This window comes from Bacillus sp. PS196 (assembly GCF_037963555.1).
Taxonomy (GTDB): Bacteria; Bacillota; Bacilli; order Bacillales; family Bacillaceae; genus Bacillus; species Bacillus subtilis.
Map to the genome: position 1 here is coordinate 2361899 of NZ_CP150159.1, position 25270 is coordinate 2387168.

Annotated in this window: 32 protein-coding genes and 1 pseudogene; 4 read left to right on the forward strand and 29 right to left on the reverse strand. The window is 44.3% G+C overall.

Annotated features, from left to right (window positions below; all coding sequences use genetic code 11):
• Positions 1 to 73: 73 nt before the first annotated feature.
• The 22 genes from spoVAF to ansA form a co-directional block, all read right to left on the reverse strand.
• Positions 74 to 1555: a spore germination protein SpoVAF gene (gene spoVAF / locus NST79_RS12175; protein ID WP_088326393.1), complete on the reverse strand. Its 1482-nt coding sequence runs from the start codon at positions 1553 to 1555 to the stop codon at positions 74 to 76.
• Positions 1506 to 2117, reverse strand: coding sequence for a stage V sporulation protein SpoVABEA (gene spoVAEA, locus NST79_RS12180; RefSeq protein ID WP_003230469.1), 612 nt, complete (start codon positions 2115 to 2117; stop codon positions 1506 to 1508). The genes spoVAF and spoVAEA overlap by 50 nt, the downstream gene beginning before the upstream one ends.
• Before the next feature lie 7 nt (positions 2118 to 2124).
• Positions 2125 to 2475 (reverse strand): stage V sporulation protein AE, encoded by a 351-nt coding sequence (gene spoVAE / locus NST79_RS12185; protein WP_003230467.1) that lies wholly within the window; start codon positions 2473 to 2475, stop codon positions 2125 to 2127.
• Between the two features lies 1 nt (position 2476).
• Positions 2477 to 3493: a stage V sporulation protein AD gene (gene spoVAD, locus NST79_RS12190; RefSeq protein WP_003230465.1), complete on the reverse strand. Its 1017-nt coding sequence runs from the start codon at positions 3491 to 3493 to the stop codon at positions 2477 to 2479.
• Positions 3494 to 3505: 12 nt separating this feature from the next.
• A complete protein-coding gene (gene spoVAC, locus NST79_RS12195) occupies positions 3506 to 3958 on the reverse strand; it encodes a stage V sporulation protein AC (RefSeq protein ID WP_003223947.1) in 453 nt (150 codons plus the stop codon).
• A gap of 12 nt (positions 3959 to 3970) precedes the next feature.
• Complete coding sequence (spoVAB, locus tag NST79_RS12200; RefSeq protein ID WP_003230463.1) at positions 3971 to 4396, reverse strand: stage V sporulation protein SpoVAB; 426 nt, start codon at positions 4394 to 4396, stop codon at positions 3971 to 3973.
• A complete protein-coding gene (gene spoVAA, locus NST79_RS12205) occupies positions 4386 to 5006 on the reverse strand; it encodes a stage V sporulation protein SpoVAA (RefSeq protein WP_015714205.1) in 621 nt (206 codons plus the stop codon). Before spoVAA ends, spoVAB begins: the two co-directional genes overlap by 11 nt.
• A gap of 126 nt (positions 5007 to 5132) precedes the next feature.
• Positions 5133 to 5900, reverse strand: a complete 768-nt coding sequence (gene sigF, locus NST79_RS12210) for an RNA polymerase sporulation sigma factor SigF (RefSeq protein ID WP_003230458.1) — start codon at positions 5898 to 5900, stop codon at positions 5133 to 5135.
• An 11-nt stretch (positions 5901 to 5911) separates the two neighbouring features.
• The gene (gene spoIIAB / locus NST79_RS12215) at positions 5912 to 6352 is read right to left on the reverse strand and encodes an anti-sigma F factor (protein ID WP_014477237.1); all 441 of its coding nucleotides are present in this window, start codon (positions 6350 to 6352) and stop codon (positions 5912 to 5914) included.
• Positions 6349 to 6702: an anti-sigma F factor antagonist gene (gene spoIIAA / locus NST79_RS12220; protein ID WP_181217163.1), complete on the reverse strand. Its 354-nt coding sequence runs from the start codon at positions 6700 to 6702 to the stop codon at positions 6349 to 6351. Before spoIIAA ends, spoIIAB begins: the two co-directional genes overlap by 4 nt.
• Before the next feature lie 95 nt (positions 6703 to 6797).
• On the reverse strand, positions 6798 to 7967 hold the full coding sequence (gene dacF, locus NST79_RS12225; RefSeq protein ID WP_004398637.1) for a D-alanyl-D-alanine carboxypeptidase DacF: 1170 nt from the start codon (positions 7965 to 7967) through the stop codon (positions 6798 to 6800).
• A 153-nt stretch (positions 7968 to 8120) separates the two neighbouring features.
• Positions 8121 to 8936 (reverse strand): purine nucleoside phosphorylase I, inosine and guanosine-specific, encoded by an 816-nt coding sequence (locus NST79_RS12230; RefSeq protein WP_003230447.1) that lies wholly within the window; start codon positions 8934 to 8936, stop codon positions 8121 to 8123.
• 12 nt (positions 8937 to 8948) lie between these two features.
• Positions 8949 to 10133: a phosphopentomutase gene (gene deoB, locus NST79_RS12235; protein ID WP_032722059.1), complete on the reverse strand. Its 1185-nt coding sequence runs from the start codon at positions 10131 to 10133 to the stop codon at positions 8949 to 8951.
• A 160-nt stretch (positions 10134 to 10293) separates the two neighbouring features.
• Positions 10294 to 11184 (reverse strand): site-specific tyrosine recombinase XerD, encoded by an 891-nt coding sequence (xerD, locus tag NST79_RS12240; RefSeq protein WP_069703882.1) that lies wholly within the window; start codon positions 11182 to 11184, stop codon positions 10294 to 10296.
• Between the two features lie 7 nt (positions 11185 to 11191).
• A complete protein-coding gene (locus tag NST79_RS12245) occupies positions 11192 to 11419 on the reverse strand; it encodes a YqzK family protein (RefSeq protein ID WP_014477240.1) in 228 nt (75 codons plus the stop codon).
• Positions 11420 to 11543: 124 nt separating this feature from the next.
• On the reverse strand, positions 11544 to 11993 hold the full coding sequence (gene fur / locus NST79_RS12250) for a ferric iron uptake transcriptional regulator (RefSeq protein ID WP_003223972.1): 450 nt from the start codon (positions 11991 to 11993) through the stop codon (positions 11544 to 11546).
• A 112-nt stretch (positions 11994 to 12105) separates the two neighbouring features.
• Positions 12106 to 12750 (reverse strand): stage II sporulation protein M, encoded by a 645-nt coding sequence (spoIIM, locus tag NST79_RS12255; protein WP_014477241.1) that lies wholly within the window; start codon positions 12748 to 12750, stop codon positions 12106 to 12108.
• 100 nt (positions 12751 to 12850) lie between these two features.
• Positions 12851 to 13066 carry a hypothetical protein gene (locus tag NST79_RS12260; protein ID WP_212058851.1) on the reverse strand — a complete coding sequence of 72 codons (216 nt, stop codon included), beginning with the start codon at positions 13064 to 13066 and terminating at the stop codon, positions 12851 to 12853.
• Between the two features lie 100 nt (positions 13067 to 13166).
• Entirely contained in the window at positions 13167 to 14486 is a 1320-nt protein-coding gene (locus NST79_RS12265; RefSeq protein ID WP_003230433.1) for an NAD-dependent malic enzyme, read from the reverse strand.
• Between the two features lie 17 nt (positions 14487 to 14503).
• A complete protein-coding gene (gene mleN, locus NST79_RS12270) occupies positions 14504 to 15910 on the reverse strand; it encodes a malate-H+/Na+-lactate antiporter MleN (RefSeq protein ID WP_003230432.1) in 1407 nt (468 codons plus the stop codon).
• A gap of 140 nt (positions 15911 to 16050) precedes the next feature.
• The gene (gene aspA, locus NST79_RS12275; protein WP_003230430.1) at positions 16051 to 17478 is read right to left on the reverse strand and encodes an aspartate ammonia-lyase; all 1428 of its coding nucleotides are present in this window, start codon (positions 17476 to 17478) and stop codon (positions 16051 to 16053) included.
• Positions 17479 to 17522: 44 nt separating this feature from the next.
• On the reverse strand, positions 17523 to 18512 hold the full coding sequence (gene ansA, locus NST79_RS12280; protein ID WP_003230428.1) for an asparaginase: 990 nt from the start codon (positions 18510 to 18512) through the stop codon (positions 17523 to 17525).
• A gap of 181 nt (positions 18513 to 18693) precedes the next feature.
• Here ansA and ansR point away from each other — a divergent pair, with 181 nt between their 5' ends.
• A complete protein-coding gene (gene ansR / locus NST79_RS12285) occupies positions 18694 to 19044 on the forward strand; it encodes an HTH-type transcriptional regulator AnsR (RefSeq protein WP_017695932.1) in 351 nt (116 codons plus the stop codon).
• Positions 19045 to 19052: 8 nt separating this feature from the next.
• Here ansR and NST79_RS12290 read toward each other — a convergent pair whose 3' ends face one another.
• Positions 19053 to 20216 (reverse strand): TIGR00375 family protein, encoded by a 1164-nt coding sequence (locus NST79_RS12290; RefSeq protein WP_131227591.1) that lies wholly within the window; start codon positions 20214 to 20216, stop codon positions 19053 to 19055.
• Entirely contained in the window at positions 20213 to 20770 is a 558-nt protein-coding gene (nudF, locus tag NST79_RS12295) for an ADP-ribose pyrophosphatase (RefSeq protein WP_004398600.1), read from the reverse strand. The genes NST79_RS12290 and nudF overlap by 4 nt, the downstream gene beginning before the upstream one ends.
• A 74-nt stretch (positions 20771 to 20844) precedes the next feature.
• Here nudF and mciZ point away from each other — a divergent pair, with 74 nt between their 5' ends.
• On the forward strand, positions 20845 to 20967 hold the full coding sequence (mciZ, locus tag NST79_RS12300) for a Z-ring formation inhibitor MciZ (protein WP_003230420.1): 123 nt from the start codon (positions 20845 to 20847) through the stop codon (positions 20965 to 20967).
• A 62-nt stretch (positions 20968 to 21029) separates the two neighbouring features.
• Positions 21030 to 21950 carry an aldo/keto reductase gene (locus NST79_RS12305; protein WP_212058852.1) on the forward strand — a complete coding sequence of 307 codons (921 nt, stop codon included), beginning with the start codon at positions 21030 to 21032 and terminating at the stop codon, positions 21948 to 21950.
• A 31-nt stretch (positions 21951 to 21981) separates the two neighbouring features.
• Here the strand turns inward: NST79_RS12305 and NST79_RS12310 are convergent, their stop codons facing one another.
• Positions 21982 to 22206 carry a YqkE family protein gene (locus NST79_RS12310; protein WP_003230416.1) on the reverse strand — a complete coding sequence of 75 codons (225 nt, stop codon included), beginning with the start codon at positions 22204 to 22206 and terminating at the stop codon, positions 21982 to 21984.
• Positions 22207 to 22367: 161 nt separating this feature from the next.
• Between NST79_RS12310 and NST79_RS12315 the strand changes: the two are divergent.
• Positions 22368 to 23286 (forward strand): annotated as a pseudogene (locus NST79_RS12315) (alpha/beta hydrolase).
• A gap of 39 nt (positions 23287 to 23325) precedes the next feature.
• Here the strand turns inward: NST79_RS12315 and NST79_RS12320 are convergent.
• From NST79_RS12320 to NST79_RS12335, 4 genes are read right to left on the reverse strand one after another with little or no spacing between them, the layout of a single operon-like run.
• Positions 23326 to 23565 (reverse strand): YqkC family protein, encoded by a 240-nt coding sequence (locus NST79_RS12320; RefSeq protein WP_003230411.1) that lies wholly within the window; start codon positions 23563 to 23565, stop codon positions 23326 to 23328.
• Positions 23566 to 23577: 12 nt separating this feature from the next.
• Complete coding sequence (locus NST79_RS12325) at positions 23578 to 23901, reverse strand: iron-sulfur cluster biosynthesis family protein (RefSeq protein WP_003226552.1); 324 nt, start codon at positions 23899 to 23901, stop codon at positions 23578 to 23580.
• Positions 23898 to 24929 carry a bifunctional GNAT family N-acetyltransferase/GrpB family protein gene (locus tag NST79_RS12330; RefSeq protein WP_015251770.1) on the reverse strand — a complete coding sequence of 344 codons (1032 nt, stop codon included), beginning with the start codon at positions 24927 to 24929 and terminating at the stop codon, positions 23898 to 23900. Before NST79_RS12330 ends, NST79_RS12325 begins: the two co-directional genes overlap by 4 nt.
• Positions 24922 to 25266, reverse strand: coding sequence for an antibiotic biosynthesis monooxygenase (locus NST79_RS12335; protein ID WP_015251769.1), 345 nt, complete (start codon positions 25264 to 25266; stop codon positions 24922 to 24924). The genes NST79_RS12330 and NST79_RS12335 overlap by 8 nt, the downstream gene beginning before the upstream one ends.
• Positions 25267 to 25270 lie beyond the last annotated feature (4 nt).

A 25270-nucleotide genomic window follows, 5' to 3' on the forward strand; every position in this document is an offset into this window, starting at 1 on the left:
AGGACAGTTTTATGGACTGTCCCTTCATAATTAAGACATACATTATCATACTCTTCAGTCAGTTTCAATGCGATTATGAATTGGTAGGCTGTCTTAAGCGATTTTTGGGGTGAACGATACTGGGTCTTACTTTTGCGCCAGGTTTCGCTGTGCGGACAAGAACCTGCCACAGCGCCTTTCCGTTAAAGGGAATCAGCGGCCATAAGTACGGTGTCTGAAGGGATTTGATGCTTGTCATGGCAATAATTAGCACTGTAAATCCGATGACGAGCCCTTTTATATGAAATAAAGCAACGAGTATCATGAGGACAAGACGGCTCATTTTGTTTGCCAAGCTTAATTCATAACTAGGCGTCGTAAAGGTTCCAATCGCCGCAAGTGAGACGTACAGAATCACCTCAGGAGAAAAAAGGCCGACCTCAATCGCAATCTGCCCGATCAGAACAGCGGCAATTAAACCCATTGCTGTCGATAAAGCCGTCGGTGTGTGAATGGCAGCCATTCTGAGAAACTCGATTCCTAAGTCAGCTAAAAATATCTGCAGGATGATCGGGATATGCGTATCTTTATTTAAACCGATAAATTTCATGTTGTCCGGGAGCAGATCAGGCTGAAGCACAAAGAGAAACCAGATCGGAAGAAATAAAGTAGAAGCAAGAATACCGAAAAATCTTACCCATCTTAAAAAGGTCCCGACTGAAGGCGCCTGCCTATATTCTTCAGCATGCTGCACATGGTGAAATAAAGTCGTCGGGGTAATGATCACACTCGGCGATGTGTCCACTATAATGATAACATGGCCTTCTAGAACATGATTTGCGGCCACATCCGGTCTTTCTGTATAGCGCACGAGCGGAAAAGGATTATAGCTTTGATTAACAATGAATTCCTCGACAGTTTTGTCTGCCATTGTTAATCCATCGACATCAATGGATGCAATTTCTTTTTCTACGATCTCAACCAGATCCGGATCAGCTATATCTTCTATATAACAAATGCTTAAATCCGTCTTTGACCGCTCACCAACTTTAGTCATCTTGACTCGAAGGCGTTCGTCTCTGATCCGCCTTCTGAGAAGGGCCGTATTGACGACGATATTTTCAACAAATCCGTCTCTGGCTCCCCTGACTACCTTTTCCGTATCAGGTTCTTCCGGGTTTCTGCCCGGATAGCTTCTGACGTCAATTATAAATGCGAAGCCTGCACCTTCAACAATGACAGCGACGAGCCCGGACAGCACTTGGTCGGTGGTTTCATCCAAGGTTTTTACTTTTTCGACCTGGGCGTTAAGCAGCCTGTTTTCGACGATGTCGACCAGCTCATCAGGGTCTTCTTTCCGATTGTTAATGGCAACAAGCTCTCTCATTAAATGAATAATATAGGCTGTATCGCATAATCCATTTAGATAGTAAAGCTGGATCTCTTTATCTAAAATCGTGAGCTTGCGAACACCTACATCATAGCTCGTCCCCATCCCAACACGGTTTTTGAAATACTCTTCATTTTTAGCTGGATTCCGATAAACCCGAATTTTCTCTTCCTTGTGGTCCGGCATGATACCCGCTCCTTTCTAAAATAAACTCGACCGCTTTCATGGTGATTGGCGACCCTTTTGAGATATCGTCTTTTCTGCCCATTTTGCCGATATCCCCGATACCGACAATAAGCGGGAGATCAAGTTTATCAAGGCAATAGACTGTATCTCCACTCATTCTGTGGTCATCAAATTCCCTTTCCCCGACTTTATCGACGCCGTATTCAGTTATTTCTCCATTGCGGTCAATGCTTACATCGACCCTGGTCCATTCAGCCTGATGTGTTTTTGACGCGACCGCAATCACACCGAGCACTTCAATAGACGGATGGGTTGCGACATAGGTCAGAGCGGCTTCTCCCGGACCCTCTCCTTGAAGGCCGGAGTCGTCAAACATGACAAATACAGGATCATACGGTGCTGAGGCGATCAGCTTGACAAGCTCGGCGCCGCTGCGGGTGGAAGGATTCCCTTTTGATTGTGAAATGCATCGGCCTCCCACTTTGCTTGCGGCGTATTCAATTGTTTTAGCGGCATAAACATCCCCGTCTGTTACCAGTATGACCTTGCGTTTTGTCGTCATGTCGGCATTATCCTTTCGGTTTGAAAATAACAGCTACGATAAAGGCGAAAAGAATAGCGGCTGAGATACCGGCCGAGGTCAGCTCAAAAATCCCCATGCCGATTCCGATAAATCCGTGTATATGCGCCTGATGCATGGCGCCGTGCAGAAGACTGTGACCGAAGCTGACGATCGGAACGGTGGCGCCTCCTCCGGCAAATTCAATAAATTTATCGTAAATGCCGAAACCATCTAATATTGCACCGATTACAACAAATGATGTCATGACATGAGCTGGCGTCAATTTAAAAATATCCAAGAGCAGCTGGCCGACGATACAAATGGCCCCGCCGCAGACAAAAGCCAAAAGGTAGTCCATGTTAAGATGCACCTCCTGCACGCTCAAATACAACCCCGTGGGCGATAGTCGGGATGGTTTCTTTTTGCTGGATCATCGTCGGGCTTAATAGCGCCCCGGTCGCCACGACAAATACACGGTTTAGTTTTCCTTCTCTCAGCTGCTTAAAAATATGAGAGTAGGTGACAACCGCTGAACAAGCACAGCCGCTCCCCCCGGCAAAGACCTGCTGATCCGGAGTGTAAATCAGAAGCCCGCAATCATCATGCTTTGTGCCGACTGGATATCCATCTTCTTTTAAAATGTCTTTTACGATTGGAGAACCGACGCCTGACAGGTCACCTGTCAGGATTAGATCATAGTCATCCGCTGTCCGGTTGAGATCTTTAAAGTGCTGCTTAATCGTATCAGCTGCAGCCGGAGCCATAGCCGATCCCATATCAAAAGGATCTGTAATTCCTAAATCAGAAACCTTCCCGACAGTCGCACTTGTGATTTGGATATCACCCGGTGTCTGACTGATGACAACTGCACCGCTTCCGGTTACAGTGGAGGTAGCAGTGTCCGGTTTTTGGCCTCCGTATTCTGTCGGATAGCGAAACTGTCTTTCCGCAGTTGCATTGTGACTGCTGGTGGCAGCGAGTGCCCTTTTGGCAAACCCTCCATCAACTAAGGCTGATGCGACAGCCACTGTTTCCATTGATGTTGAACAGGCGCCAAACATACAAAGAAATGGGATTTTCAAGTGTCTTGCCACATAGTTAGCCGTCACGTTTTGGTTCAGCAAGTCGCCTGCCAGCAATAGGTCAATATCATCTTTTGTCAGATTGTTTTTTTGAAGTGCAACATTAACAGCGTCTTCCATCAGCTGCCGTTCCGCCATTTCCCAGCTTTTTTGATTACAATGCATTTCGTCATAGGTTTTATCAAATAAAGAGCCAAGCGGTCCGTCTTTTTCCTTTGGTCCTGCTGCCGTTCCCGCTGAGTTGACAAATATGGGATGTTCAAATACCCAGGTTTGCTTTCCTGTTAATTTCATTTTCTTCTCCTCCTATGACATCAGTTTCTCAAAAGCAAACCGAATCATTCCAACGATGTATGCAGCTACAACTCCGAAAACAATAACATTTCCTGCCAGTTTAAACATATTTGTCGCTACTCCAAGCACTAATCCTTCACTTTTATATTCAAGAGCCGCGCTTGCCATACTGTTGGCAAAACCTGTGACAGGTACGGCTGAACCTGCGCCTGCGAATTGTCCGATTCTGTCATAGATGCCGAACCCTGTAAGCAGGGCGGAAATTAATATCAGCGTTGCAGCTGTTGGATTCCCCGCAGTTTTTTCATTGAAATCAAAAAAATGGATATAAAAATTTTGCAGACCTTGCCCGATTGCACAAATCAGTCCGCCCACTAAAAAGGCTTTTACACAGTTCCAGACGTAAGGCGGCTTAGGCTGATATGTTTTCACTTTTGATTTGTAATTTTCTTTTATGTTTGTCATCTTGAAACCTCCTTATGAATGGTCAATAAAGTACAGCCAATGAAATAAGGATCCCGCGATTTTCCCAATAACGATGGCCATTAACAGAATAATGATTTTACTTCTGAGCCCGATTCGTTTTGCCAAAATCGGCAGGACATTTAAAACCTCTGTAAGAGCAGCCGCTAGCATCCCGACGAACAAACCTGCCAGAAGCCCGACCGGCACAGCTATCCATTTTGTTAGATAAAGATGATTCATATGAAGCGTCTCCCATCCCCCGCAAACCGCGCCAAGAATAACAGCCGCTTCATAAGCCTGAACAAATCTCATTGTTTTGGTGAGCTGCATCAGCCGCGGAATGATTCCCATTACGGTTAAAAAAGCAACGAAACCCGCCCCCACCGTTATGCCTCCGCCGAGCCCTACAAAAATAATGAACAATACACTAACGATCATGCAGATCCTTTATGGTTTCTTGATTCTCATGCATGGCCACATATTGATCGAGATCAAGCTGATAGTTAAACATCTCAACCTCCAGCGGGCTGGGCTCTTCATTTAGGCGCTTTTTAAATATGTGGTTAAAAAACACGATCATCCCCAGTCCCAAACCGATGCTGTATGGGATTTGAAGCAAATATGGATAGTCATTCCTCTCTCCGGTTATGATTTCATATAGTGCGATATGAACATCTCTCATGCTTACATCCTCATGAAAGTTCATGATGGCAAGACACGATCCAATAAACAGAAGCAGCCAGACACCGATAAATAGAACCGTTGATAAATTTCGCTTTCGATATTGAATTTCAACAATGGTTTCTGCTCCGCCTACGGTTTGAACATCAAGTGTCGGATCTTGTAAATGAATGGCTCTGAGGACTTGTATGATATCCAGAATTACGATATTTTTATCTTTTTCGCTCACCTGATAAAGCGGCATAGCCGAAAGTTTCTTTTTCAGCTGAAGCTGCCCTTCTATTTGCGCGGCATCTCCAACGGTAATAATATCCCCTGGATGTGCCAGCACCCGGTGGCGAAGCCGGATAAATATTCGTCGTTCCATCATTGATCACCATCTTTCGGTGGTTATATATGTAGTATGTGGTTCGATTTTGTTCTCATTCATCCGCTCGAAAAGACCATAAATTACCACGCTTTTGCACACAAAAAAGCTAGCCTGCACTGCAGACTAGCCATCCGTATGATCCATTTGAACCTTAATCTGTTTTAATATTTTCTTTTCAAGCCTGGAAACCTGCACCTGAGAGATCCCGAGCCGCTCAGCCACCTCGGACTGTGTCTGGTCTTTATAATATCTGAGATAGACGATTAGTTTTTCCCTTTCCTCCAAATCGCTGATCGCTTCTTTCAGCGCAATTTTGTCAAACCATTTTTCTTCTGAGTTGTCAGCGATTTGATCAAGCAGGGTAATCGGATCTCCGTCATTTTCATAAACGGTTTCGTGAATCGAAGATGGAGCCCTTACCGCCTCTTGGGCCAGTACAACATCCTCAGCTTCAATCTCCAAATGGTCAGCGATCTCCTGCACCGTCGGCACTCTGCCCAGTGTTTTCGAAAGCTCATCCTTCGCGCGCCGGATTTTGTTTCCAAGCTCTTTTAATGACCTTGATACCTTTACGGTTCCGTCATCACGGATAAATCGTTGGATTTCTCCGATAATCATCGGCACTGCATACGTTGAAAAACGCACATCATAGGTTAAATCAAATTTGTCAACAGATTTTAACAGCCCGATGCAGCCGATCTGGAAGAGATCGTCAGGCTCATATCCTCTGTTTAAAAACCGCTGTACGACAGACCAAACAAGACGCATGTTTTTTTCTATGAGGAGGTCTCTTGCCTGCTGGTCGCCATTTTGGCTTTGTTTGATTAATTCCTTTACTTCATGATCCTTCAGCTGAGCGTTTTTGCCGTTTTTCTTAACCTCCACATCCATAACAAATCTCCTTAATTACAAAGCGCTTTGCTTTTTGATAAGTGCTTTGTTAAGCGAATCGTTGTTCCCATTTCAGGCGATGAATCGATACTGACATCATCCATGAAATTTTCCATAATGGTAAAGCCCATTCCAGAGCGCTCAAGCTCAGGCTTAGTCGTAAATAGAGGCTGACGGGCTTCTTCAAGATCTGTAATGCCTAAGCCTTCATCACGAATGGTCATATATACGACATGATCTTCCAGCGTCACTGAAATGTAAACTTTCCCTTCACAGTTCTCTTCATATCCATGGATAATCGCATTCGTGACAGCCTCTGACACGACTGTTTTGATTTCAGTCAGTTCATCCATTGTCGGGTCCAGCTGAGCTATAAATGAAGCAACTGTCACACGGGCGAACGATTCATTCTGACTGAGGGCAGAAAACTCAATGTGCATTTCATTTTTCATGATGCCACCCCCAGTGTCAGGAGCGCCTGCTGTTCAGATTGTTCAAATCGGATAATTTTAAACAGACCCGACATATCAAACAATCGCTTCACCGCAGGAGAGATAGCGCAAACGACCATTTCCCCGCCAATTTGCTTAATTTGCTTGTATCTTCCTAAAATAACGCCAAGCCCCGAGCTGTCCATAAAGGAGAGGTCCTCCAAGTTCAGCACGATATGGTGAATATCATCCTTCTCCAATGATTGAGTCACTTTTTGCTTCAGGGTTTCAGCCGTATGGTGATCGAGTTCGCCTGTTAATCGAATACAAAGCACAGATTCTTTGACATGCATGTCAATTCCAAGGCTCATGCTCATTCCTCCTTGATATGATCGGATAATGAGTGTTTCGATTTCGACGGAATGAATTCCTTCACCGTGACAAAACTAGTGGTCATTCGGCATAATTACTTAAATTTTGTCCAGTCTCCCATCGTCCGCTTCAAGAATGTGATAAACCCGGCTTTCTTCATATCTTCTTTTGCAGCAACAGGACTTTCAGCGAGTACTTCTCCATCCTTTTTCAGAACAAGAGTGCCAAGCTCTTGGCCTTTTTGAATCGGAGCACTAATATTGTCCTTCATCTTGATTTCTTTTTTCACATCGTTCATATCCTCGCCTTTTTTCGTCAATATTGAAATCGGCTCAGATGTAGTGAGTTCGATAAATTTTTGTTTCCCTTTTTTGACCTTTACTTTTGCTACTGTTTGATTTCGTTTATATAAAGGATGCGTTTCATATTGGCTAAAGGCGAAGTCAAGCATTTTTGTCACTTGCGCGTTTCTTTCTTTAGGCGTGCTCGCTCCGAATACAACCGCTATGGCCCGCATGTTTCCTTTTTTAGCCGAAGCAGTCAGACAATATTTCGCTTCGCCTGTATAGCCTGTTTTTACGCCGTCTACACCAGGATAAAATTTGATAAGGCGATTTGTATTTACAAGCCAAAACTTTTTATCTGTATTTTCACGCAGATAATCTTCATACGTGCCGGTAAACTTCGTAATTGATTCGTATTTCAATAATTCCTTAGCCATGATTGCCATGTCATAAGCAGAGCTGTAGTGTCCTTCCTCGGTCAGTCCTGTTGGGTTTTTAAAGGATGTATTTTTCAATCCCAGCTCTTTTGCTTTTTTATTCATTTTCTTCACAAATTCTTCTTCAGAGCCGGAAATAAATTCAGCCATGGCGACGGAAGCGTCATTTCCCGAAGCGATTGCGATGCCTTTCAGCATTTCTTTGACAGTCATTTCTTCGCCGGGCTCAAGGAAGATCTGTGAGCCGCCCATTGACGCCGCATGCTCGCTTGTACGGACTTTATCACTCATTTTGATTTTGCCTTTATCTAAAGCTTCCATAATCAAAAGCATCGTCATAATTTTCGTCATGCTTGCAGGCGCCAGTCTCTCATTGCTGTTCTTGTTGTAAAGCACTTTTCCCGTGTCACGTTCTATCAGCACCGCAGACTTCGCTTCATGAGCAAGCTCCGATGTACGTTTTCCGTCTTGTTTTGCAAATGCAGACGGTGCAAATGTAAGCAGCATTATACCAATCAACAAAGTGGATAAAAGACGTTTCATCTCAAAAGCCCTCCATTTCATAATCCTTTTTATTTTTTCCAAGCGGGATGGTTTTATACGCCACTGATGGAAAATGTTTCGAATTTTGGGCATAAAAAAGACAGCTGTGTGATATCAGACACAGCTGTCTTTTGGTCCTGCATTGATTCATTTTTATTCGTACTGAGCGACGATCGCTTTAACAAGCTTTAAGAATCCAGCTTTTACTTTTTCGGTCACTTCCATCACTTCATCGTGACTTAAAGGCTGATCCAGAATTCCGGCTGCCGCGTTAGAGATGCAGGAAATGCCAAGAACCCGCATTCCCGCATGATTCGCTACAATGACTTCCGGAACAGTAGACATGCCGACTGCATCAGAGCCCATCGTTCTTAAGAAACGGACTTCTGCCGGTGTTTCGTAAGAAGGTCCTGTCACAGCAGTGTACACGCCTTTTTGAATTGGGATATTAAGGTCTTTCGCAATCTTTTCAGCCAGGCTGGACAGATCTTTGTCATAGGCTGAAGACATATCTGGAAATCTGGCGCCGAAATCTGCTTCGTTTGGCCCGATTAACGGGTTTGTTCCCATAAAGTTGATATGATCGGTAATAATCATTAAGTCTCCCGCACGGAATTCAGTGTTGACACCGCCTGCGGCATTTGTCACGATCAACGCTTCCACACCGAGCGCTTTCATCACGCGTACAGGGAATGTGACTTTCTCCATTGAGTAGCCTTCATAAAAATGAAAGCGGCCCTGCATTGCAATGACGGAAACTCCTTCAAGAGTGCCAAGCACAAGCTGTCCGGCATGCCCTTCAACAGTAGATACCGGGAATTCAGGTATATCTTCATATTTCAGCTTGACCGGATTTTCAATTTCGTCCGCCAAAATGCCAAGACCTGAGCCTAAAATAAGGCCGATCTTCGGAGATTCCGGCAGGTTTTGTTTAATAAAAGCGGCTGCGCGTTCAATTCTGTCCTTCAAGAAACAGTCCCCCTATTGTAATAAAGATAAAAAGCTTTTCCCGTATTTCGGTTTATTCGTTTGGAAATTATCAGCGATCGTTGCGCCGATATCAGCAAATGTATCTGCAAGCGGCAGCATTTGCGCTTTCTTATGTTTTTTGCTGTAAGCGAGAATCGGCACATACTCGCGTGTATGGTCAGTCCCATGATGAATCGGATCATTGCCATGGTCGGCTGTAATAATTAACAGATCGTCTTCTCTCATTTTTTCAAACACTTCCGGAAGCCGCGCATCAAATTCTTCAAGCGCGCGTCCGTAGCCTTCAGGGTCACGGCGGTGTCCGAATAACGCGTCAAAATCAACAAGGTTCGCAAAGCTCAGACCCGTAAAGTCTTCTCCCAGCGTATCGATCACCTTGTCCATTCCGTCCATATTGGAAACCGTTCTGCGTGAAGAAGTAATGCCTTCTCCGTCGTAAATATCAGAGATTTTACCGATTGAAATCACATCTAAGCCGCTGTCTTTCAATTCATTCATGACAGTGCGATCAAACGGTTTAAGGGCATAGTCATGGCGGTTTGGCGTCCGTTTGAATTGACCCGGCTCTCCGACGAACGGCCGTGCAATAATGCGGCCAACCATATATTTCGGATCAAGCGTCAGCTCTCTCGCCGTTTCGCAAATGCGATACAGCTCCTCAAGCGGCACAACCTCTTCGTGAGCGGCAATTTGCAGAACAGAGTCAGCAGACGTGTAAACAATTAAAGCCCCTGTCTCCATGTGCTCCTGACCAAGCTCATCCAAAATCGCTGTGCCGGAAGCCGGCTTGTTTCCAATAATTTTGCGGCCAGATCTCTTTTCCAGCTCTTGAAGCAATTCATCAGGAAAGCCTTCCGGGAACACTTTAAATGGTTTATCAATGTATAAACCCATAATCTCCCAATGGCCGGTCATCGTATCTTTTCCGTTTGACGCTTCTTGCATTTTTCCATAATAGGCAAGCGGATGTTCTGTTTTTTCTACACCTTTGATATCTTCGATAAGACCAAGGCCGAGCTTTTCCATATTCGGCATATGTAATCCGTTCATATGCTCGGCAATATGACCGAGCGTATGAGCGCCTTCGTCATTAAAGTCAGCGGCATCCGGCGCTTCGCCGATTCCGACTGAGTCCATCACAATTAAAAACACACGATTATATTTGTATGCAGGCATCTTGAAAGCCTCCTTTTTTTCTATACGTCTATTGTATCGCTAAGAGGTCTGACAACTCAAGTATAAACCGTTTTCATTCCCGTTGACAATGTATTTGGAAATAATGAGAAACTTCAATATTTTCTGTCGCTCTAAACAAAAAAGCCGCAGCCACCTGCGGCTATGCTCGCGGATGAAACTGCTTGTACACATCCTTCAGCCTTGTTTTCGTCACATGCGTATAAATTTGCGTCGTGGATATATCCGCATGACCGAGCATTTCCTGCACCGCTCTTAAATCTGCCCCGTTCTCAAGCAGATGCGTCGCAAAGGAATGCCTGAGTGTATGCGGAGTCAGCTCTTTCTTAATGCCGGCTTCCAACGCGATTTTTTTCAGGTTCTTCCAAAATCCCTGGCGGCTGATCTGTTTGCCGTGATGATTTAAAAAGAGGGCGTCAGATACATTATTTTTTAACAGTTTTCCCCTGGCTTTTGTCATATATTCCTCAATGGCGGAAGCAGCGGCTTCACCGATTGGCACAATCCGTTCTTTTCTTCCTTTGCCGAAGCATCGGATAAACCCCATAGATAAATGAACATCAGCCGTTTTCAATTCAATCATTTCACTGACTCGTATGCCTGTCGCATAAAGCAGCTCCAGCATCGCTTTATCCCGGTATCCGAATGGGCTCGTCAGCTTAGGCGTGTCCAATAACCGCTCGACCTCATTGAGCGCGAGCACCTTCGGAAGCGCCCGTTCCGTCTTTTGTGTTTCGATATGAACGGAAGGGTCCTTATCCGTTACTTTTTCCCTGAGCAGAAATTGATGATAAGAGCGAATGGATGCCAAATGCCGCGCCGATGTCTTGCCGGATTTCCCCGAGTCCTTCAAATGCTTTAAGTATTGGATAATATGTATGCGGGTAACGTGATTCCAATCCGTAACATGAAGGGTTTCTGTTAAGTAGAGAGAATAGCTTTTCAAGTCACGTTCATAGGATACGATCGTATTTTGAGAGAGCCCTCTCTCTACCATGACGTAGTGGATGAAATCCTTTATTTGATCTTTCACTCTTGATCTACTCCCCGTTTTGGTAAAAAAAGATCAACCGGTCGAGCCATCCGCCTTTTTCATCCTGATCCATTTCAACAACTTTTACAGCGGAGCCTTCCGGTTTATCATACCGATGATAGTTTTCATACTCTTGATTCACCCATATCATAGCATAATAGAACAAAGCGGTAAAACCGGTAAACAGGATGAAAACTTTCAATGCATCGACAGCTGTTTTCAGGAATCTTCCCATGTCCTAATCGATCCTTTCCCTATGGTTCCAGTTATATAAACCATATGCCAAATCAGAAAGGTTTTATACATAGAAACAGCAAAAAAACCTTTCCCTATGAGAAAAGGTTCGCGCTCGGCACCGTCTATTCAGTTTCTTTTCCGTTACAGCGGTGGCAAATGCCGTGAAACGTCAATCTATGATCTTTAATCTTAAATTTCCAATCACGTTCAATGATTTCTTCCACGTCTTCAAGCAAATCTTCTTCAATTTCATCAACGGCTCCGCACTCCATGCACACCAAGTGGTGATGAAAGTGAGCTGCTCCCTCTTTCCGAAGGTCGTAACGGGACACACCGTCTCCAAAGTTAATTTTATCTACGACTTTTAATTCAGTTAATAATTCAAGCGTACGGTATACTGTAGCGAGACCGATCTCAGGAGATTTCTCTTTTACTAGGAGGTATACATCTTCTGCGCTTAAATGGTCTTCTTCGTTTTCAAGCAGCACTCTTACTGTCGCTTCACGCTGTGGCGTAAGTTTATAGCTGGATGAGTGCAGTTGTTTCTTAATACGATCAATACGGTTTTCCATGTCTTTCCCTCCTACGCCGCATTCCATGACTCATTATAACAAAATACGCGCAGAGTTCCAACTATAATTATTATAAACTGATAAATAAAATGGTTTTCTTTTAATAATGATTTTAAAAAAGTCTAGATGTAAGCTTTTCCATTAAAACAGGAGATAAGTATGCTTCAAACAGAGATGAGATCAGCGCTAAAAACAGAATGACCAGCAGCACAAAGGCATACCGCCCGAACCATTGAATCGGCGCGTCATGCAGGCTTCGTTTCACGAACAGCTGTCTGATTAACTTTAAAGAAAACGCAATTGCACATGTGCCCATAATGAGATAAGCCGGAATCAGCAGCACATTTTGCGGCAAAACGGAGACAAATGATAGGAAAAACCCGCTTACTCCCATCTGATTGACTAGGAACCCGACAGTAAAGCCGACGACGATCCCTTTCAGAAAGACCATAATGAAAATAATCGGCATCCCAATGACGGAAATTCCCAGTATCCACATCAGGCCTAAATACTTTGCATTATGAAAGATACTTTGCCCAAACATATCAGCTGAACTTGCCTGTTTTCCATCCGAAAGCTGTCCAAAAAATTGACTTAAGTAGTAGTATAAATCTTCTTTCTGGCTGATGGTCATACTGTTGACAATAATCGCGCCAAAGATGACACCCATGAAAAACAGCACTGACACAAATATATAAAGAGAGAGATGATCTTTAACATGCCTGAGAAACATGTCCTTATAAGAGATTTTTCGCATACCGTTTCCTCCCGCCCGCTCTAGTGATTTGATTTAATAGATTGTATGAAAGAAACAGAAAAACATGCCCTTTTTCAAAAAGAAACGCTAGAGACGAATGCTAGGCGGCTTTTTGGGGCACAAAAAAATCCCTATCATCAACTGCTGTATGATCATAAGGATTCTTATGCTTCCGTTTATTCAAAATCTCTTTTTTGCTTTTTGTCATTCTTTCATGTGTGCTGAAAGATGGTGTGCTGCCTCTTGATAAAAAGACGTCACGTCCGCCGTTTCTCAATCGATGCTCCCGCTTCTTTTTCGCTTGGCTTTTTGCCATGTGATCACTCCCTTTTTTATTTTCATAGTAATGATAACAAAATTGAACAATGATAAGAAAAAAAACAGCACCTGCTACGACAGGTGCTGTTTAGCTACATTTATTTCACTGCTGTAAGAGCTGCATGCTCGACAGCTGTTGCTACCGCATGATGGACTTTTGAATCAAGCGGCTGAGGGACCACATCACCTTGTTTAGTGCAGGCTGCGATGGCCTCTGCTGCTGCGACAAGCATATCATGATTAATCTCCGTGCTTTTTGCGTTAAGCGCTCCTCTAAAAATCCCAGGAAAACCGAGTACATTATTAACAGAACGCCCGTCAGCTGCATATGCGGCGCCAGCCTGCAGCGCGGCCTCCGGCTCAATTTCCGGCTTCGGATTCGATAAAGCCAAAATCACTTGACCAGAACGTACAAATGCCGGTTTTATTAAACCCGGAACGCCCGTTGTAGCAATGACAATATCACATGTTTCCATAAGCTCCTCAATACTGGAAACTGCCTGTCCGCCGTATTGTTCGAGACGGTTCATTGCTGACTCTGATTTGTCTGTTCCGTACACAGCATTCACACCATAAGCCATGAACATCCGGCAGATGGCCACGCCTGCTGCGCCAAGGCCGATTTGCCCCACTTTCGCTTCCTTCAGGTCAACCCCCGCACTCCTGCATGCCGAAATGGCAGCTGCCAGCGTCACTACAGCTGTACCATGCTGGTCATCGTGCATAACAGGGATGTTCAGCTCCTCTTTTAGGCGATCCTCGATTTCAAAACAATGCGGCGAACCGATATCCTCAAGAAGGATGCCGCTAAAGCCCGGAGAAATATGTTTTACTGTTTTGATGATTTCTTCAGGATCACTCGTATCAAGAAGTATCGGAATGCCGCTAATACCCGCCAGCTGATCAAACAAAGCAGCCTTTCCTTCCATGACAGGCATGCCAGCCACAGAGCCGATATTCCCCAGGCCTAAAATTGCGGTTCCATCCGTTACAATTGCAACAGAATTGCTGATCGTTGTATAAATAGAAGCTTTTTCAGGTTCTTTTTCGATCAGTCGGCACACGTCCGCAACACCTGGTGTATAGACACGTCCCAGCTCTGCCAGTGAACGGATCGGCATTTTGCTTTTCATTTGGATTTTTCCGCCTTCATGTGCGGACAGGACTTCATCAGATACGGTGTGAAGCCTGATCCCTTCTCCGAGGGCCTGTACAGCCGCGATCACTTCCTGAAGCTGTTCTTCATTCTCCACTTGAACGGTAATATTCCGCATTGTGTAATTGGGTCCGACTTTTACCGTCTCCACTTCACCAATATCCCCGCCCAGAAGGCCGATTGCCGTAGCCACCCTTCCAAGATTTCCGGGAACCGAAGGCGTTTCGATCATCAGTGTCCGAATCATGTGTTTCGCTATCATTCAGTGATCCTCCCCTATTAGCCTAGTTTTTCGGCTTTAACTGTATTGTTTTTCGTATACCATATAAATTTTCCTGTATAACCATAGATAATTGCAAGACCTATTGCTACAAAACTGAGCCACATAAACGGCAGATAAGAGAAGGTAGAAACACCTAAAATACCAGCCATGTAAATCCCATTATCAGACCAAGGAACCATCCCCGAAGTCAATGTTCCCCCGACCTCTGAGTTACGTGATAACACTCTTCTGTCCAGATGTAAGCGATCATAGCTGTCTTCCATAATTTTCGGAGTCAAAATAAGAGATACATACATCGCACAGCCGAAGATGTTTGCTAAAAACGCTACGATCAGTGTAGACAATGTGACATTGCCGGCTGAAGTTAATTTCTTTTCAAATGTTGAAACAATGACTTTTAACACGCCGAGTTTCTCAAGCAGACCGCCAAAACCAAGGCCAAAGATGATGACGACGAGAGAATCAAGCATACCGACAATTCCACCGCGGTTTAACAAGCCGTTCAAAAATTCAACATCAGTTTTAATAGAGAAGCCGTTGTACGCAGTTGCAATCGCATGAGCAATATCCATTCCTTGGAAAACAACAGCCCAGATTGCACCGAGTAAAGCGCCAATTACGATAACCGGCATAGATGGCTTTTTCATCGCCAATAAGACTATGACGAGAACTGCCGGGATCAGCATCCAAATATGAATGTCAAACGTGTTTTGCAAAGATGATTTTAAGAATTCAACTTTATCAAGATCAATATTTTTCCCGCCGTACATAAATCCAACAACTGTAAAGAGTATAGCTGTAATGACATAAGCAGGTATTGATAAATAAAGCATTGCTCTCACGTGAGCCAATACATCGACTTTTGATAGTGAAGAAGCTAGAACTGTACTGTCAGACAGCGGAGACAGCTTGTCCCCAAAATAAGCACCTGAAAGAATAGCTCCCGCTACTAGAGGAAGCGGAATGCCTAACCCCTCTCCAATTGCGATCATGGCAATGCCGGCAGTTCCGACTGTTCCCCATGACGTTCCTGTTGCCACAGACATAATGGAACAAATAATTAACGTTGCCAGTAAAAAGATACTTGGGTGAATAAATTCCAGTCCGTAATAAATCAAAGTCGGCACAACGCCTCCGGCAATCCATGTTCCGATGAGCGCCCCAACTGAAACGAGAATCAGTACGGCTTCAAGGCCATTTGATATTCCATGTACAATCGCATTTTGTAAATCTTTATAAGAATAACCGAGTCTTATACCTAAAAGCATTGCAATAAACCATGAAACAAAAAGCGCCAGCTGTATCGGCAAGTCGAGAAAGACTGTAAACGATAGAACAAGTGCTAAAAATACTCCTAGTACAATAATAATTTCAAATAGTGTTGGCAATCTTACATCCTTCAAAAGAAGTCCCCCTTCATGTAAAAGCTAAAACGCTTTCAATATATAGTGCAACACGTATACTATACTTCCTCATCCCTATGTTGTAAACAGCTTATTCATCCGACTATTCGGAGATGAATAAGCTGTATTTTGTACAAATTTTATTTTTCTAATAGTTCTTTCCCCGCGATACCTGGTTTGGTCATCTCATATGGGTTTAAAATAATATCCAATTCTTCTTCAGTCAGCACATCATGCTGCAGGCAAAGATCCCGGACAGATTGCCCTGTCATAATTGCTTCCCTGGCAATTCTAGCTGCCGCTTCATACCCAAGATGCGGATTGACAGCTGTGATCACGCCTGCGCTTTTTTCTACGTATTGCTTCATACGCTTTTCGTTGGCTTCAATGCCTTTTAAGCAGTTGTCAGTGAACGAACGGAAGCCGTTGTTCATGATGCTGATGGATTGAAGCAAATTAAAGACAAGCACGGGCTCCATGACGTTCAACTCAAGCTGGCCGGCTTCTGAAGCAAGGCAGATTGTATTGTCGTTTCCGATAACCTGGAACGCAATTTGGTTGATCAGCTCCGCCATAACCGGATTGACTTTCCCCGGCATAATAGATGAACCCGGCTGACGTGCAGGCAGAGAAATTTCCGCAAGTCCGGCGCGCGGTCCCGACGCCATTAAGCGCAGGTCGTTTGCGATCTTCGACATGTTCATCATGCAGACTTTTAATGAAGCTGATACCTCTGTATAGGCATCTGTATTTTGTGTCGCATCAACAAGATGATCAGCGCCGACAAGAGGAAGCCCGCTAATATCAGCAAGGTGCTTTACTACCTGTTTGATATATTCAGGATCAGCGTTCAGCCCTGTACCAACAGCAGTTGCGCCCATGTTGACTTCATATAGGTGCTGGCGCGATTGCTTGATTCGTTTGATATCTCGCTCGAGAACACGGCTGTAAGCTTCGAATTCCTGGCCAAGACGGATCGGAACCGCATCTTGAAGGTGTGTCCGGCCCATTTTAATAACAGAATCAAACTCCTGTGCTTTTTGCTTAAACACACTATGCATATCTTCCATTGTTTTCAGCAGTTTTTCTAAGAGCTTCAATGTGGAAATATGGATAGCAGTCGGGAACACATCGTTCGTAGACTGTGACATGTTCACATGTGTGTTTGGACTTAAATGGATATAATCTCCCTTTTTATGTCCCATGATTTCAAGCGCCCGGTTTCCGATAACCTCATTCGCGTTCATGTTCATAGAAGTTCCGGCACCGCCCTGAATCGGATCGACGATAAACTGATCGTGCCACTTGCCTTCCAGAATCTCGTCAGCGGCTTGTACGATAGCTTGGCCAATTCCTTCATACAGCCGTTTTACGTCCATGTTAGCAAGAGCCGCAGCTTTTTTCACAATCGCCAGTGCGTTAATCATTTCCTCATGGATTTTGTATCCTGTGATCGGGAAATTTTCAGAAGCACGGAGCGTCTGAATTCCGTAATAAACATCTGCTTCAATTTGTTTTTCCCCAAGGAAGTCTTTTTCCACGCGATATTCTTTTTGGCCGTTTAACATAATCTTTAACCTTCTTTCTCTTTGCTGGTTATCGTTTTTACATTTTACAGGACAACGTCATCAGCTATCGGCGTTTCCATAATTCTCTTGACGACAGGAAGATCCGAAGACTGACCTAGTGCCCACATCAATTTTGGCACAATCGCTTCTGTGTTCATATTTCTTGATCGGATAATTAAGTCTTGGTTGACTCTGCGGCCAACTTCGTAAATGCTCATGTCTTCGCCTTCTTCAAGACATTGAGTCGTAATGACCACGACAATGCCGCTTTCGATCAGCTCATTCACTTTTGACAAAATGTCTCTGCCTTCAAACGGCACCCCTCCGCTGCCATAACTCTCAATGACAATTCCTTTGTACATGCTTTTCAGGGCATCAAACATTTCGGGCTTTAAGCCTGGATGCAGCTTCAGCAGACATACATCTGTGCATAGTGAGGTGTCAACTGTGAAGGTGTCGTTCTCAGGTTCCGTTACTTGTTTGTTGTATTCGATCCCGTCTTCATTGATAAAAGCGATATATGGGTAATTGATGCTTTCAAATGCGTCGTAGCTTTTCGTTCTTAATTTGATCGCACGCGTTCCCTGAATGACTCTGCCGTCAAATACAACATAAACGCCGCCCACGCCTTCACAGGCAAATCGAACGGCATCTGTAATATTTTTTTTAGCATCGGTTTTTTGGAACGTGATCGGAATCTGCGAGCCGGTGATGACAATCGGCTTTTTGGCATGCTGCAGCATATACGATAGTGCGGCAGATGTATAGGCCATTGTATCTGTACCGTGAGTAATAACAAACCCGTCATAGGCATCATAATTTTCCTTAACGGCTTCCGCTATTTCCACCCAGTATTCAGGCTGCATATTGGTGCTGTCTATATTCATAAGCGACTGAGTTTCCATTGTGTAATCGTTATCAAGTTTTGATACGTAACTTAATAATTCATCAGCCTTGACTCCGGGAGCCAGCCCATTTTCCCCTTCAACTGAAGCAATCGTTCCCCCAGTTGTCAACATCAATAATTTTTTCATACCATGCACCTCTTCACTGTATCTAAAGATGGGTTGCGAGAAGGTATTCGCTTTTCGCATACTTTTAATGCAATTATAGACACGGAAAATAAAATACGCAAGACATTATTATTCAATTCGCGTACACTTCCTAATACCTATATGATATAATCAGCTCAAGGTGAAAAAGGAGCGGAAGTTCATGAATCTAGATCGTTTAACTGAATTGAGAAAAAAGAAAAATTGGTCGCTTCAATATACAGCTGACCTTCTCGGTATCGCAAAAAGCACATATGCCGGCTACGAGTCAGGCTACCGACGGCCTTCACTTGAAGCGCTTGCCATGCTGGCTGACCTCTTTGACACAACCTGCGATGAACTTTTAGGCCGCGAGAAACAAAAGCAGACTGCTCCTCAGGCCATAGAATTGGCCACGTGGAGCAGCCTTGACTTTACCATTTCTGTTGATGGCAAGCCGCTGAGTGAAGATGAAATCATCCAGCTGATTACCTTTATACGCACAAAAAGAAAAGTACAGGAGGAACTGAGTTAATCTTTAGCTCACGGTTTAATTTTACCGTAGGTTCCTCCTCCTCCGGCTTTCAATTCCAATTTTCCGGATCTCGCTTTTACGATAAGCGCCGCGGTTTTCGGCGGGACAACGCGAGCCAAATCTTCTTCTGCAGCCTCATGAAGAACAGCCATTTCTGTTCCGAAGGCTTTTTTTAGTTTGTCCAGCGTTTTCGGACCTACACCCGGAACAAATTGCAGCGGGATCTGATGTACATATCGCGGACGCGGGACGCGATCTTCAAGCTGATCACTCAATTCACGCAATCTTTCGCTGACTCCCTTGGTAAATCTGGCATTTCCGCAATTCGCGCACGCTGTTTCCCCGCTTACAGCAGGCTCTCCGCACGCTTCGCAAGCCGTCTGATAATATTTCCCCAATAACGGGTCCAAGCCATAATTTGCGATAATTTTCCTGTCATCTTGTCCCTTTAATGCAAGAGCAAATTCAGTAAAATCAGCTGACTGCACATATAGTTCATTATATTCTCTGCCGATTTTCCCCAACGAATGCGCATCAGAATTTGTTAAAAAAGGATACGGATTCAATTCAGATACCTGTGATGCCATGTCTGTATCACAGCTTAATCCAAGCTCCACCGCGTCTATCATAGATGGATCAAAAACCTCAGTTAAGCTTGATTTAACCCCTTTTCCATATAAGCTTTTATGCGGCGTAAAGATATGGGCGGGGATAAACAAGCCGCCCATATCCTGCACTTTTTTTTGCAGGTTTAAGCCCGTTTCATAAATCCGCTGCGAGCTTAAATGAATATTTTTCAGCCGGGCTGACAGCCAGTTTGAAAACTGTTTCATAGCAGCCAGCGTCGGCATAAATACGAGCACATGGATCGGTCCGCTGCAGGCTTCATCATAAATCTCCAGCTCGCTCCCCAATAAAAGAGTCGTGCTGCGATAACGGATTCCTCCCCCGTCAAGCTCGCGATATTTTCCAGATGAAATGCCTTCCTCAAGCTCTAGAATGACTTCCGGAGAATGACAGTCGATAATGCCGAGGAGTTCAATTCCTTTATGTTCACTGGCCTCAACCAAAATTCTGTCCAGTGTTAATGTTTTGGCGCCTGTTATTTTGACAGCCCTTCCTGTAAAGGTCCGGCCGATATGAATGTGCAAATCCGCGTAAATCTTTTTCATTTTTGTGCTTGGAGCGCTTCTTTCAGCTGAAGATACTGAATCGCGTAGGCTGTTTTAGCATCGTATACTTCACGCGATTCAACCAACTTTAGCGCATCTTCAAGCGTCACCTCCATCACTTCAACAAACTCGTCCTCATCAAGCTCCCGTTTTTCTTCAAGCACAGAAAGCTCCTCAGCAAGAAAAACGTGAACGATTTCATCTGCAAATCCGGGTGATGTATAAAACGCAGTTATTTTTGTCAGTTTTTTTGCTGTATAACCGGTTTCCTCTTCAAGTTCCCGAAGTGCCGTATACTCCGGCTCCTCACCTTTTTCAAGCTTACCGGCCGGAATTTCAACGATCGTCCGCTCAAGCGGCTTACGGAATTGTTTGACCATGATGATTTTCCCTTCATCTGTGACGGCTAGTACCGCTACAGCTCCAGGGTGTTTCACAATTTCACGTTTACTGGCTTTGCCGTTTGGCAGCTCTACATCCTCGACATAAAGATCAATGACTTTACCCGAAAAGATCTGTTCTTTGGCAATTGTTTTTTCTTCTAATGATTTCATTTCTTCATCTCCCGTTCTGTCTCTATATGATGCCCCATACATTTTATCATACTAGAGCAAAAGGGGGCTTCTTCGTGAAAGTGCACCGCATGCCAAAAGGTGTTGTCTTAGTCGGAAAAGCATGGGAAATTCGGGCGAAGTTAAAAGAGTATGGACGCACATTTCAATATGTGAAAGATTGGATCTCAAAGCCATAAAAGTTGAAACTTTAGCTCCTTTATATTACGGTCAATACAAAGCCTAAAAAAGGAGTGTGCACATGAGAAAGCGCAAATTGGGTACATCTGATTTAGACATTAGTGAAGTCGGACTCGGCTGTATGTCTCTTGGAACTGAAAAAAACAAAGCATTGTCCATTCTGGATGAAGCGATCGAGCTCGGCATCAACTATTTGGACACAGCGGATTTGTATGACCGGGGACGCAACGAAGAAATTGTCGGTGATGCGATCCAAAACAGACGCCATGATATTATTCTGGCAACAAAAGCGGGAAACCGTTGGGATGACGGAAGCGAGGGCTGGTATTGGGACCCTTCAAAAGCTTACATAAAAGAGGCGGTAAAAAAGAGCCTTACACGTCTGAAAACAGATTATATCGACCTTTATCAGCTCCACGGCGGCACGATAGAGGACAACATTGATGAAACGATTGAAGCGTTTGAGGAATTAAAACAAGAAGGTGTCATCCGCTACTACGGCATTTCTTCCATCCGCCCGAATGTGATTAAAGAATATGTAAAAAAATCAAACATCGTCAGCATTATGATGCAATTCAGCCTGTTTGACAGACGCCCTGAGGAATGGCTCCCGCTTTTAGAGAAACATCAAATCAGCGTAGTCGCCAGAGGTCCTGTTGCAAAAGGGCTCTTAACTGAAAAACCGCTTGATCAAGCTTCAGACAGTATGAAACAAAACGGGTACTTGTCCTATTCATTCGAGGAACTGACAAATGCCCGCAAGGCAATGGAGGAAGTGGCTCCCGATCTTTCCATGACAGAAAAGTCGCTGCAGTATCTGCTAGCACAGCCGGCTGTCGCTTCAGTGATTACAGGCGCCAGTAAGATTGAGCAGTTACGGGAAAATATTCAGGCAGCAAATGCACGGCGTTTAACCGAAGAGGAAATCAAAGCGCTCCAATCTCATACGAAACAAGACATTTACAAAGCTCATCGCTCATAGCAGAAAAACCAGCACCTGTACGGGTGCTGGTTTATTTATATTGATGCCAATCCATTTGGCTTTCATTTAGGAGTTCTTCAAAGCTCTTATTTTTTTCGATCTCTTTTTTCTTTCTGATCTGTTCTGCTTTTTCTCTTTCCTGCCTCTTTTCATCCTCTTCCTTCAATTGGCTCTTCATCTCCATAAGCTTTGCTTTGATATCGGATTGAAGGCCGTCTTTTAGCTGGTGTTTGTCAGCGGATTTTTGTTTTTTCATTCAGACTTCCCCCATGTTTTGTTTTGAAGACAGTTTATCACGGAGCATATACACTGAACAAGCAGACTCTCTTCTGGTCACTTTCTCAGCGGAGCAGTGTTTAGGTATAATGATTTCAAACACGAATTGCCTATATATTTAGTTGAAAGGTGCTGTGACTTTTGAAGAAAATCCTTTTGGCCATTGGCGCTCTCGTAACAGCTGTCATCGCAATCGGAATTGTTTTTTCAAATATGATTCTATTCATCAAGAAAAAAACGGATGAAGACATTATCAAAAGAGAGACAGACAACGGACATGATGTGTTTGAATCATTTGAGCAAATGGAGAAAACCGCTTTTGTGATACCCTCCGCTTACGGGTACGACATAAAAGGATACCATGTCGCACCGCATGACACACCAAATACCATCATCATCTGCCACGGGGTAACCATGAATGTGCTGAATTCTCTTAAGTATATGCATTTATTTCTTGATCTCGGCTGGAATGTCTCTCATTTACGACCACTGCCGGCATGGCCAAAGCGGCGGAAAGACGACCAGCTACGGGTTTTACGAAAAGGATGATCTCAATAAAGTTGTCAGCTGGCTCAAAAACAAAACAAATCATCGCGGATTGATCGGAATTCACGGTGAGTCGATGGGAGCTGTGACCGCCCTGCTTTACGCTGGTGCACACTGCAGCGATGGCGCTGATTTTTATATTGCCGATTGTCCGTTCGCATGTTTTGATGAACAGCTTGCCTACCGGCTGAGAGCGGAATACAGGCTCCCGTCTTGGCCCCTGCTTCCTATCGCCGACTTCTTTTTGAAGCTGAGAGGCGGCTATCGCGCACGTGAAGTATCTCCGCTTGCTGTCATTGATAAAATCGAAAAGCCGGTCCTCTTTATTCACAGTAAGGATGATGACTACATTCCTGTTTCTTCAACCGAGCGGCTTTATGAAAAGAAACGCGGGCCGAAAGCGCTGTACATTGCCGAGAACGGTGAACACGCCATGTCATATACCAAAAATCGGGATACGTACCGAAAAACAGTGCAGGAGTTTTTAGACAACATGAATGATTCAACAGAATAAAAAAGCGAAAGGCCTCTTCGGCTCTTTCGCTTTTTTATGTTACAGAACGTCGGTAATGCCATCCATATTTTCTCTGATCCATTCAATCGCAAGATCTATCGTTGTAAACTCCTGCGTCTCGAAGGTCATTTCATCCTGCAATAGCCAGACATCTTTCTTGATGGACTCTGCTCCTCCAATTGACCAGTGAAGCAAGGTATAGGGATGGTTTTGATTCAGGAAGGATACCCACGTTTTATTTTGTGCTGTGTTCTTCATTGCCTTCAGCTTTTGTTCCACGTTTCGCGTCTCCTACTTTACTAATATGCTCATTCTGGGGCTGAGCATTTCAGCCGGGCTTTTCAGCGCCAATGTTTTGGCTTTTTCATTGTAATCGATCGTCATTTGATCGTCAAAAAACACTTTTTGTGACGATTGGATATACAGCGGAATGCCGTTCGTTTCCAGCTGCTCGCACTGTCCCGTTAATTCTTCTGCCAGCCAGATTGTCGGGACACCGCTTACCGCGCAGCCGCATCCTTCTGCATCGTAACGAAGCTGGGCTTTTTTCCCCGGGTTGGCGTCAAACGCCTGCTGCAGTGCCTGTTTTGCTGCATCTGTCACATGTATGTTCATAAGGTGAAACCCCCGTTTTCATCATTTTCGCTATTGTAGCATACAACACTGCCATTCGCATTGTTTCTGCCTTTTTTCCACCGCTTCGCATTTTCTTCTGCAGTCTTGATCCACTCATCTTTCCCTTGTATGTACTGATTGATGCTGTCAGGATGCTGGGCCGCCAGCCGTTTTTTGAGAACGGCGTATTCTTTCGCTATGTTTGGATGAGATCTGAGATAATCTCTGAATAACAGATGCCTTTCAATAGCAGGGTTTCCCTGTTCGTACATATGGACATGATGAGTGCGTTTATTTCCGCCCTTTTGGAAATAACGCCTGCCCGCTATGCCGTTCTCACCTTTTGGTGTATAGCCGTTAGCCTTCATTTGTTCATCAAATTGGCTCACGGCTTCAATGCTTCTGACTTCAATTAACATATCAATGATTGGCTTCGCTGCCATGTTCGGTATTGATGTGCTTCCGATGTGATGAACAGCGATAATCTCCGGCCCGAACACAAGTTTCAGCCGTTCTTTTTCTTCATCGAAACATTCTGCCCATTTTTCGTTGTAGAGAATGACCTCAACTTTTCTTTTCGGATACAAATGAAAGACCGACAGCAATAGACCCTGCGCTGCTTTGACGGTTTCTGCCTTTTGGAATCCAGCCTGTGTATAGAGTGACACGGCCGGGGTATTGTTCTCGGCTGTGACTACTTCGATTTTCTCAGCGTCTTCATTATGATCAATGACAAATTGCAGAAGTGCTCGTCCAATTCCTTTTCTGAAACCGTCAGGATGCACAACAAGCCTGCAAATGGTGAGATGATGCATGTTTTTCTCATATGAAATGACACCGATCAGCTTGCCGTTTTTCCGATATCCCGCAAACCGTTCATGGGATGCTTGAATATCCTTCACCTTCTCTTGTAAAGCGGGAATACCGTCAAAACCGATAATCTCTGTTTCCTTTATGTAGGCGGGGATCTGTATGGCTAAAATCTCACGCGCTATAGCGGCTTCCTTATGCTGGAGAAATTCAATCATTCGTGTTCTCCTGAAACAGCCGCTGTCTGTCGACTTTTGCGACGCGGACTGCATACGACTCGTACCAAAGGCTTTTTCCTTTTTCTTTTGCCGCTTGATGTTCAGTGTGATGCTTCCAATGGTTAATTGCGTCCATACTGTCCCAATAGGAAACTGTGATGCCCCTTCCATCCGCTTCACGTACGCTTTCCACGCCTAAAAATCCAGGCTGATCCGCCGCAAGTGATACCATCCGCTCCGCTGTTTCTCCATATCCTGTGTCATTTTCGCTTTTGACAGAAGAAAAAATGACTGCATAGTAAGGAGGCTCAGGTGTTTTTGATAAAAAATCCATCATATTT